General features: G+C 74.0%; 7 protein-coding genes. 1 reads left to right on the forward strand and 6 read right to left on the reverse strand.

All coding sequences use genetic code 11. The annotated features are described in order from the left end of the window. Both RZ84_RS34560 and RZ84_RS34565 read right to left on the reverse strand, forming a co-directional pair. On the reverse strand, nt 1-945 hold a 945-nt coding region (locus RZ84_RS34560), incomplete at its 3' end, for a trypsin-like serine peptidase (RefSeq protein WP_063772790.1). A 217-nt stretch (nt 946-1,162) separates the two neighbouring features. Continuing rightward, nucleotides 1,163-2,326 carry a CaiB/BaiF CoA transferase family protein gene (locus tag RZ84_RS34565; RefSeq protein WP_043268617.1) on the reverse strand — a complete coding sequence of 388 codons (1,164 nt, stop codon included), beginning with the start codon at nt 2,324-2,326 and terminating at the stop codon, nt 1,163-1,165. A 161-nt stretch (nt 2,327-2,487) separates the two neighbouring features. Here RZ84_RS34565 and RZ84_RS34570 point away from each other — a divergent pair, with 161 nt between their 5' ends. Further along, nucleotides 2,488-3,885, forward strand: coding sequence for a tetratricopeptide repeat protein (locus RZ84_RS34570; protein WP_043268619.1), 1,398 nt, complete (start codon nt 2,488-2,490; stop codon nt 3,883-3,885). 73 nt (nt 3,886-3,958) lie between these two features. Here RZ84_RS34570 and RZ84_RS34575 read toward each other — a convergent pair whose 3' ends face one another. The 4 genes from RZ84_RS34575 to RZ84_RS34590 form a co-directional block, all read right to left on the reverse strand. Next, the gene (locus RZ84_RS34575) at nt 3,959-5,359 is read right to left on the reverse strand and encodes an MFS transporter (protein WP_043268621.1); all 1,401 of its coding nucleotides are present in this window, start codon (nt 5,357-5,359) and stop codon (nt 3,959-3,961) included. Further along, nucleotides 5,356-6,021: a TetR/AcrR family transcriptional regulator gene (locus RZ84_RS34580; protein WP_052230378.1), complete on the reverse strand. Its 666-nt coding sequence runs from the start codon at nt 6,019-6,021 to the stop codon at nt 5,356-5,358. Before RZ84_RS34580 ends, RZ84_RS34575 begins: the two co-directional genes overlap by 4 nt. Before the next feature lie 117 nt (nt 6,022-6,138). Further along, nucleotides 6,139-8,583, reverse strand: a complete 2,445-nt coding sequence (locus RZ84_RS34585) for a SpoIIE family protein phosphatase (RefSeq protein ID WP_043268623.1) — start codon at nt 8,581-8,583, stop codon at nt 6,139-6,141. Nucleotides 8,584-8,784: 201 nt separating this feature from the next. Next, a partial coding sequence (locus RZ84_RS34590) for a PP2C family protein-serine/threonine phosphatase (protein WP_043268625.1) occupies nt 8,785-10,128 on the reverse strand: 1,344 nt, incomplete at its 5' end.

Genomic DNA, 10,128 nt, shown 5'->3' on the forward strand with positions numbered 1-10,128 from the left:
GGGGTGCGGTGCGGCCGGCGTGTCGCCGCGCACCGCGTGCAGGTACAGCAGCGCCGTGTCGAAGGTGAAGTACGCGCTGTACGAGATGTCCGGCGTGTCGCCGCCGGTGTGGTAGCCGCCGATGACACCGATCAACGCGTAGCCGCGGAAGTCCCGTACCAGGAAGGGCCCGCCGGAGGTGCCGCCGATGTAGCCGGCGCACGCGATCTCCAGGAAGTCGCCCGGGACGGCCGGGTCGGTGCTCGTGTAGCGGTGGGTGGCGGAGGTGCAGTCCAGCGGCTTGGGGTAGGTGACGTCGCTGCTGCCCGGGTAGCCGATGAGCCGTACGTCGTGGTGGACGTAGCCGGGGTAGGGCACCAGGTCGAAGCCGCCGGTCACCTCCTGGACCTCGGCCCCGTCCTCACGCGCGGCGACCTGGACGACCGCGTAGTCCCAGCGGGCACCTCCGTCCGTCCCCAGGTCGTAGAGGTGCTGGTCGAGATAGATCCGCTCGACGGGGTAGATGCCGTGCGGCTTGAGCCCGTCGTGGTACTGCGGCACGAACGACAGGTACTTCTTCGGGTCGGGGGAGAGCAGACAGTGCCCGGCGGTGACGACGAGGTCGCGGTGCGGGCTGCGGACCACCGTCCCGCCGCAGAAGCGGCCGATGTTGTGGCCGTCCGTCCAGAAGAACGTGCCCACCTGCGGGAGCCCGTCGAAGGGGTGGCTGGGCGGTACCGGCGTTCCGGCGGCCTTCGGGGCGGGCCAACTCGCCTTCACCGCGACCGGTTCGGCGGCCTCCATGCGATGCGCGGTCCAGTAGCGGTCGACCACCGACGCGGGGGAGCCGGGGCCGCCCGCGGCGTGCGCGAGCGGTGCCGGCAGGACGGTCAGCGGCAGAACGAGCAGCAGCGCGGCGAGCAGTAACCGCGCGAGGCGGCCGGGTGCGGGAAGGGGTCTGCCCATGGTCGTGTTCCTTTCGAGGTCACGTCATACGGCGTACGGCGAGGAACGAACGAGAGGCTGCGCGAGACGGGGCGAGGTGCGAGGTGCCATGGCGAACCGACACGTGGTCAGCCGGTACCGAGGTCAACTGACAGGGTGGTGAGGCGAACCGGAGGTCAACTGACAGAGTGGTTAGCCGACATGGTCGTACGGCGAACGACGGCTGACCAGATGGACGTCATCGCTCCCCTTCCGTTTCCTTCGCCGTTCCGCGGAGTTCCGCGAGAATGCGCGCGCGGTCCTCGTCCAGCGCCGGCACCCGGTCCATACGGGGCTCCCGCCCGGCGACGGTGACCGGCGGCAGCAGCGCGTCGAGCGGGCCCACGGGGGAGTCCACGGTCCGCCAGCGGTCCCGCGCGGCGAGCTGCGGATGCGCCGCGAACCCCGCGACGTCCCGCAGCCGGCCGTGCGCGATCCGCGCCGCTTCCAGCCGCTGCTCGACCTCCTCCGCCGCCATCGTGCCGAACCGCTCCTCGATCCGCTCCCGCAGGACCTCCCGGTTCGCCACCCGTTCGGAGTTCCGGGCGAACCGCGGATCGGCCGCCAGCTCCGGCAGTTCCAGCACCCGGGTACAGAACTCCGCCCACTCCCGCTCGTTCTGGATGCTCAGGAAGACCTGCGCCCCCGCCGCCGCCCGGTACGGCCCGTACGGGGCGATGGCGGCGTGCTCGGCGCCCGAGCGCGGCGGCTGGCTGCCGCCGTAGCGGGTGAAGTACTCCGGGTACCCCATCCATTCGCCCAGCGCCTCCAGCATCGACACCTCGAAGGAGCCGCCCCGCCCGGTGCGCTCGCGCTCGTAGAGGGCGGTGAGGATCCCGCTGTACGCGTACATCCCGGCGGCGATGTCGGCCACCGCGATCCCGATCTTGGCCGGCGCCTCCTCCGTACCGGTCAGCGACATCACCCCCGCCTCGCACTGCACCAGCAGGTCGTACGCCTTCTTGTGCTCGTACGGCCCGCCGGACCCGTAGCCCGAGATACCGCACACCACCAGCCGCGGATCGCCCTGGCACAGCGTGGCGGCGTCGAGCCCCAGCCGCCGCGCCGCGCCCGGCGCGAGGTTCTGCACGAAGACGTCGGCCCGTGCGATGAGCTCCCGCAGCACCCCGGCGTCCGCGGCGTCCTTCATGTCGAGCGCGATCGACTCCTTGTTGCGGTTCAGCCAGACGAAGTGGCTGGACATCCCGCGCACCGTCTCGTCGTAGCCGCGGGCGAAGTCGCCCGTACCGGGGCGTTCCACCTTGATGACCCGGGCGCCGAGGTCGGCGAGCTGGCGGGTGGCGAACGGTGCCGCCACCGCCTGTTCGACGGAGACCACGGTGATGCCGTCCAGAGGGAGCATAGGAGGACCTTTCCGAGAGAACCGGGGCGTGGACGCGAGGAGCGGCGGGGTACCTATGCCTCCGTGGATCCGCACCTGCCGCCCCATCGAACCCCACCCGCCCACCGGACGGGATCTCGCGGTCCGCTCGCCCGTACCCCCCGCACCCCGCAGGAGTCACCATGACCGTGGACCGGCACGGACACACCATGACCGACACCGGCGCCGAGGCCCTGCGCCACTACGAACAGGCCCTGGACGACCTGCTGTTCTTCCGCCCCAGGATCATCGACACCACACAGGCGCTGCTGGCCGCCGCGCCCCGCTCGCCCATGGGCCAGGCCCTCGCCGCCTACCTGGGCGTCCTGGGCACCGAGGAGAAGGACGCGGACCGGGCCCACGAGCGGTTCAGCCGCTTCCGCGCGGACCTGGACGCCGACCGCCTCACCCCGCGCGAGCGCATGCACATCGCCGCCGCGACCGCCTGGCTCGACGGCGACTACCGCACCGCGGGCCGCGTCCTCGGCGAGATCTCGGTCGCCCACCCCCGCGACCTGCTGGCGCTGTTCGCCGGGCACCACCACGACTTCCTCACCGGCGACGCGCAGCGCCTGCGCGACCGGGTCGGCGGCGCGCTGGACGCCTGGGACGAGGACGATCCGCACCGCGCCCCGCTGCTCGGCATGTACGCCTTCGGCCTGGAGGAGACCGGGCACTACGAGCACGCCGAGCAGATCGGCCGGGCCGCCCTCGACCGCCATCCGCACGACGTATGGGCCATCCACGGCGTGGTGCACACCTACGAGATGCGCGGCCGGTTCGCCGACGGCATCCGCTTCCTGGACGCCCGCAGCGCCCACTGGTCGAGCGGCACCCTGCTGACCGTCCACAACTGGTGGCACTACGCCCTCTACGCCCTGGAGTCCGGCGACACCGCCCGCGTCCTGGACATCTACGACTCCGCCCTGCACCACGACGGCTCGGCGGGCGTGGCCATGGAACTCCTCGACGCCGCCTCCCTCCTCTGGCGGCTCTACCTGGCCGAGGACGACCAGAGCACCCGCTGGACCGCCCTCGCCGACGCCTGGGAACGCCGCGCGGACGGTCCCCACTACGCCTTCAACGACGCGCACGCGGTGATGGCGTACGCCGGCGCCGGCCGCATCGACCGGGCCCGGCGCCTCGTCCGGGACCGTGAGCGCTGGCTGGCGGCGGGACCCGCCCGCGCCAACCGCGCCATGACCGCCGAGATCGGCCTGCCCGTCTGCCGCGCCCTGATCGCCTACGGCTGCGGGGACCACGCCGGCGCCGCCGACCTGCTGCTGCCCATCCGGCACCGGGTCCACGAGTTCGGTGGCAGCCACGCCCAACGCGACGCCGTGCAGCGCACCTTGGTCGAGGCGGTGCTCCGCGCCGACCGCCCCGGACTCGCCCGCACCCTGCTGAGCGAACGCATCCAGCTCCGCCCGATCTGCCCGTACAACTGGTCGGCCAAGGCCCGCCTGGAGGACCGGCTGGGCGCTCCGGACCGGGCGGCCGAGGCCCGGAAGCGGGCCGCCGACCAGGCCGCGGCCGTCTGAGACGGCGCCCGCGCGGGACGGTGTGCGCGTAGGGGCGCGCCGTGCCGGCCGCGTCCCGGCCGGCACGGCGGCGTCATCCGCCGGCGGTGGCGGGGGCCGGCCGCCCCGGCAGCAGCCCCGCCGGCAGCAGCGCGAGCGCCGCGATACCGGCCAGGGCCAGCAGCGCGCCGCCGGTCGCCGCCGCGGACCCGTCCGACGCCGAACCGGCGCCGCCGGCCGCCGACTTGAGGAGCATCGTGCTCGCCGCGACGGCGATCCCGAAGGCCGGCCCCACGTTCACCGCGGTCTGCTTGAGCCCGCCGACGACCCCGGCGTAGCCGGGTGGTGCGTCGCCCACGACGGTCCCGGTGGCGGTCACCATCACCGTGGCGAACCCGGCGCCCAGCACGGCGAACGCGGCCCCGGTCACCGGCCACGCGCTGTGCGGGCCGAGCCGCGACAGCCCCGTCAGCCCCAGCACGACGAGGGCGACACCGGGCACCGCGACCCGCCGTGGGCCGTACCGGCGCAGCGCGGCACCGGCGACCGGCGCGCCGAGGACCATCAGCACGGTCAGCGGCAGCACCCGGAGAGCACTGGCGAGCGGCTCCAGCCCGAGCACGTCCTGGAGGAGGAAGGTGGCCGCGAACAGCGCGCCGGACATCCCGCCGCTGATGAGCAGCAGCATCGCCATCGACGCCGTGACGGACCGGGACCTGGCCACGGCGGGTGGCACGATCGGCTGTGCGCTGCGGCGTTCCTGTACGACGAGCGCCCCCGCGAGGCCGGACGCCGCCGCAAGTCCGCACACCGTCGGCCCGGAGGTCCAGCCGCGTTCCGGCACCCCGCTCAGCGCCCCGACGAGCACCCCGAGGGCCAGAGCCAGCAGACCCGCTCCCACCAGATCGAGCCGCCCGTCCCCCGCGGGTGCCGCGGTCGGCACCCGCACCGCGAGGACCAGCAGCACGAGCAGCAGCGCGACGGGCACGTTCACCCAGAACACCGCCCGCCACCCCCACTGCGCGACCAGCACCCCGCCCAGTACGGGTCCGGCCGCGGCGGCCACCCCGATCGCGCCGGTCCGCACCGCGACCGCCGTACCCAGCCGGTCCGCCGGATACGCCAGCCGCAGCAGCGCGAGCGTCGCCGGTTGCAGCAGCGCACCGAACACCCCTTGTGCCACCCGCAGTCCGATCACCCAGCCGATCCCGGGGGCCAGCGCGATCCCGCCCGAGGCCAGACCGAAGCCGGCCACGCCGGCGAGCAGCAGCCGCCGGTGGCCGTACCGGTCACCCAGCCGGCCGGCGATCACCAGCAGCGAGGCCACCGCGACCAGATACCCCGTACTGGTCCACTGCACCTGCGCCACGCTCGCGCCGAGGTCGCGCCGCAGTCCCGGCTGCGCGACCAGCAGCACCGTGCCGTCCAGCGCCACCAGCATCGCGCCGGCCACGCTGACCACCAGCGCCAGCCGCTCCCGTATGCCCGCACTCATCGCGCCACCGGCCCCAGATGGGCGTCCAGCGCCGCGGCCACCAGCCGGTCCAGCAGCTCCGCGTCCGGCGCGCCGCCGGCCGCCGGACCGCCCATCGCCAGCTGGAGACTGCCCCACCGCCACAGCTGCGCGATCCCGTGCAGGTTCGCCCACAGCGCGGCGGCCGTCACCCCCGCCGGCTCGGACCCGCCGCACCGGGCCACACGTTCCACCAGCATCCCGAACAGCGGCACCGTCGACTCCCTCAACCGCGGCCCGTCCGCCGCCTCCTCCTCGTGTTCGCCCTCGCTGTTGAGCAGGTCGTGCCGGAACATCAGCTCGAACATGCCGCGCCGCTCCAGCGCGAACCCGACATAGGCCCGCGCCAGCGCCGCCAGTTGCTCGCGCGGCGGACCCGCGGCGCCGGCCACGTCCGCGATCCGCTCCCCGAGTTCCGCGAACCCGCGGCGGGCGATCGCGGACAACAGGGCCCGGTGGGTGGGGAAGTACCGCCGCGGCGCGCCGTGCGAGACGCCGGCGCGGCGGGCGATCTCGCGCAGCCCCAGCGCGGCGGGTCCGTCGGTCGTCACGAGATCGACGCCGACGTCGATCAGCCGCTCCCGGAGGGAGGTGTCGGATGAGGTGTCCGACGAGGCGTCGGATGCAGAGTTCGCAGAGGTCATAGACAGTGTCTACCAGGTGTGCGTAGACACTGTCTACGCGCTGCCGCGCGGTGTTCGTGGTGTTCGTGGTGCTCGTGGTGTCGCGCCAGGGGGCGGCCCGGTGCGGTGACGTACGGATCAGCCGAGGAGCTGCTCGGCCCAGATGATCTTTCCGTCGGTGGTGTACCGGGTGCCCCAGCGGTGGGTGAACTGCGAGATCAGGAAGAGCCCCCGGCCGCCCTCGTCGGTCGTGCGCGGATGCCGCAGATACGGCGAGGTGCTGCTGCCGTCGCACACCTCGCAGATCAGGGTGTGCTCCAGGATCAGCCGCAGCCGGATCGGCCCGGAGCCGTACCGGATCGCGTTGGTGACCAGTTCGCTGACCACCAGCTCGGTGGTGAACTCCAGTTCCGCCAGGCCCCATTCGGCGAGCTGCGCGGCGGCCATCTCGCGGGCCCGGCCCACCACGGCGGGGTCGCAGGCCAGGTCCCACGAGGTGAACCGGTCCGGGGCCAGGCCCCGGGTCCGGGCCAGCAGCAGGGTGACATCGTCGAACGGCCGCTCCGGTACGAGCGTGCCGATGACCGACTCGCACAGCGCGTCCAGCGAGTCGCCCGGCGCGGTCAGCGCCGCCAGCAGCCGCTGCCGCGCCGCACCGGGCGGACCCTCGCGGTCCACGCCGGCCAGCAGCCCGTCCGTGTACAGCGCGAGCACGCTGCCCTCCTTCACCGGCACCTCGACGGCCTCGAACGGCAGCCCACTGACGCCCAGTTGGGGCCCGATCGGCACCTCGGCGAAGGACGCGGTGCCGTCCGGCGCGACGACGGCGGGGGCCGGGTGCCCCGCGCTGGCCGCCGAGAAGCAGCGGCCGACCGGGTCGTAGACCGCGTACAGGCAGCTGGTGCCGACGACCCCGGTGTCGGCGCCGGGCGGATCGCTGCCCTCCTCCGACACCCGGCTCACCAAGTCGTCGAGATGGGCGAGGAGTTCCTCGGGTCGCAGGTCCAGGGCGGCGAGGGTCTGCACCGCGGTACGCAGCCGCCCCATCGTGGCGATCGCGCCGATGCCGTGTCCGCGCACCTCGCCCACCACCAGCGCCAGCCGTGCCCCGGACAGTGTGATCACATCGAACCAGTCGCCGCCCACGCCGGCCAGTTCGTCGGCCGGCCGGTAGCGGGTCGCCAGGGAGAGTGCGCTCTGCTCCAGGACGCCGTGCGGCAGCAGACTGCGCTGGAGGGTGAGCGCCGCCTCCCGTTCCCGGGTGTAGCGGCGGGCGTTGTCCACGCACAGCGCGGCCCGCGCGACGAACTCCTCGGCCAGCCGCAGGTCGTCCTCGCCGAACGGTTCGCCCTGCTCGCTGCGGAAGAAGCTGGTGACGCCCATCGTCGTGCCGCGCGCCCGGATCGGCACCACCATCGCGGTGTGCAGTCCCATCGCCCGCATCCGCTCCCGCCGGCCGCCGGGGATGTCGGCGGCCCACTCCGCGCCGAGCGGGTCCAGCCACTCCACCCGCCAGGACTTGCCGTCGGCCAGCGCCCGGATGGGCGGCGACCAGGAGTGATACGACGCCAGGTCCCCGACCCCGATGACGGCTTCGGGGACGCCCTCCCGTACGGACTGCTGGCCGCCTCGGCGCAGTGCGACCATCTCGGCGTCGCCGGGCGGTCCGGTGAGCGGTTCGCCGCCCTGGATCACCGAGTCCAGCAGGTCCACCGCGACGAAGTCGGCGAGGTCCGGCACCGCGACGTCCGCCAGCTCCTGGGCGGTCCGCATCACGTCGAGGGTGCGGCCGATGTCCTTGGCGGCCCGGTCGAGCAGCAGCAGCCGCTGGCGGTTGCGGTACCGCTCGGTGATGTCGATAACGGTGTAACAGACGCCGAAGGGGCGGCCGTTGCCGTCCTCCAGCCGTACGAAGGACATGGCGTGGGCGCGCACCTGCTCGGGTTCCGAGCGGGGGCGGCCGATGTGCTCGTGGTCGAGCACCGGCTCGCCGGTCTCCAGGACCTGCCGCATCTTCGCTTCCAACGCCTCGGAATCCAGACCGGGTTGGATCTCCCCGAGCCGCCGCCCGATCCGCTGCCGCGCCGGGCCGCCGCCGAAGCGCTCCAGTGCCTTGTTCGACCAGACGAAGCGCAGATCGGTGTCCACCACGGCCATCCCGACCGGGGTCTGCATCAGCAGCCGCTCCATCACCGGGCGGCTCATCGTCCAGCCCTGGAGGGGCGGCGCCTCGACCGCCCCCACCAGCCAGTGCGGCTCGCCGGCACCGTCCGACACGAGAGCCAGCTGCACCGCGACGCCGACCAGGCCGCCGTCCTTGCGGCGGGCGGTCAGCGGTCCGCTCCAGCCACCGTGGGTGCGGCACTCCTCGGCCAGCTCCGGCACCCGCGCCGCGTCCTCGGGCGCCAGCAGCGTCCTGACGGACTGTCCCACGACGTCCGCGGCGGGGTGGCCGAGCAGCCGCTCGGCGCCTTCGGGCCAGCTCTCGACCCGGCCGTGCGCGTCGCACAGCACCAGGGCGGCGTCGGCGATCTCGACCGGCGCCCGCTGCCCGTAGTGGCCGTTCTCCTCACACTCCACCATCTGAGCCGTTCCGTCTCTGCCGACCGAATGTGGTATATGCGTGATTTACCCCTTCTGAGGGTACTGGTCGCGGGCTTTTCGGCCCGGCGGGCAGCCCGGCGAGTTCATGGGCCCCGGTGCGCGGCTCGACGATCAGCGCGTAGGCCGGCCGGCCGGGGAGGGGGGGCGCCGGCGGGGCAGCTCGTCCGCGGCCCGCCACGGTCAGTCCCCGCCGGTCGGCGCCAGGAGCAGCAGCGCCACGTCGTCCAGCCGTTCCACATGGGCGCCGCGCCGCTTCAGGACGATGTCGGCGACCTGGTCGGGGTCCCCGTAGGGCGCGTCCGCGAGGTCGGCGGCGAGCCCTGCGATGCCCTCGTCGAGATCGGCGCCCGGCCGCTCCACCAGGCCGTCGGTGTACAGGGCCAGCACCGCCTGCGGCGGCAGCGCGATCGTCGTGGCGTGGTACCGGGCCTCCGGTGTGACGCCCAGCAGCAGCCCGGGAGGCATCCGCAGCACGCCGGTGCGCCCGTCGGGGTGGCGCAGGACCGGCGGCGGATGGCCGGCGCCGGCCAGGCACGCCTCGTGGGTGCGCAGATCGATCAGGACGTACAGGCAGCTGGTGAACAGGTCCGGGTCCAGGTCGGTGAGCAGCCGGTTGGTGCGGGCCAGCACCTCGTCGGGCGCGGCCCCCGCCGTCGCGTGGGCGTGCACGGCCGTCCGGGCCTGGCCCATCAGCGCCGCCGCCGCGGCGTTGTGGCCCTGCACATCGCCGATGACCGCGGCCACCCGGTGCGCGTCGAGCCGGATCAGGTCGTAGAAGTCGCCGCCGATGTCCATCCCGCGGGTCGACGGCAGGTAGCGGGCGGCCACGGACAGCCCGGGGATCTCCGGCAGGCTGCGCGGCAGCAGACCGGCCTGGAGGTCGTGGGCCAGCTGCTGCTTGGTGTCGTAGAGCGACGCCCGGTCCAGCGCCTGGGCGATCAGCCCCGCCAGCGAGGTCAGCACCTGCCGCTCCTCGGGACTGAACGTCCGGGGACTGGTGTAGGCCAGGACGCAGCAGCCGACCGGGCGGCCGGAGACGATCAGCGGCAGCACCGCCCGGGCCGCCATCCCGGTCAGCCCGGCCAGCCCCGGGAACTGGCGCTCGGTCTCCTCGGCGGAGGTGAAGAAGCTGGGCTCGCCGGTGGCCAGGGCGCGCACGGTGGGGCTGTTCGCGGTGCGCAGGGGGGTGCCCTCGTACGCCTCGACAGCCTCCGGCGGATAGCCGTGCTGGCCGATGGTCCGCAGCCGGCCGGCCTCGGCCACGTACATCAGCATGCCCTGGGCGCCGAACGCCGGCACGATCTGCTCGGCGAACAGCTCGGTGACGTCCTGCACGCTCACCGCCTCGGTGAGCCCGGCGGCGAGGTGCAGCACGTGGTACATCTGCGCGGCCCGCAGCGGCGTGACGTCGGTGGGGTACGGGATCACCGGGCCCTCTTCGCGGTCCGTGGCCCGGACCCAGACGCTCACCCCCCGCCCGTCCGGGAACAGCCGGAACGCCAGCCACTGGTGCGGCGGGCGGGC

It is taken from the genome of Streptomyces sp. CT34 (genome assembly GCF_000805335.1).
Classification (GTDB): Bacteria; Actinomycetota; Actinomycetes; order Streptomycetales; family Streptomycetaceae; genus Streptomyces.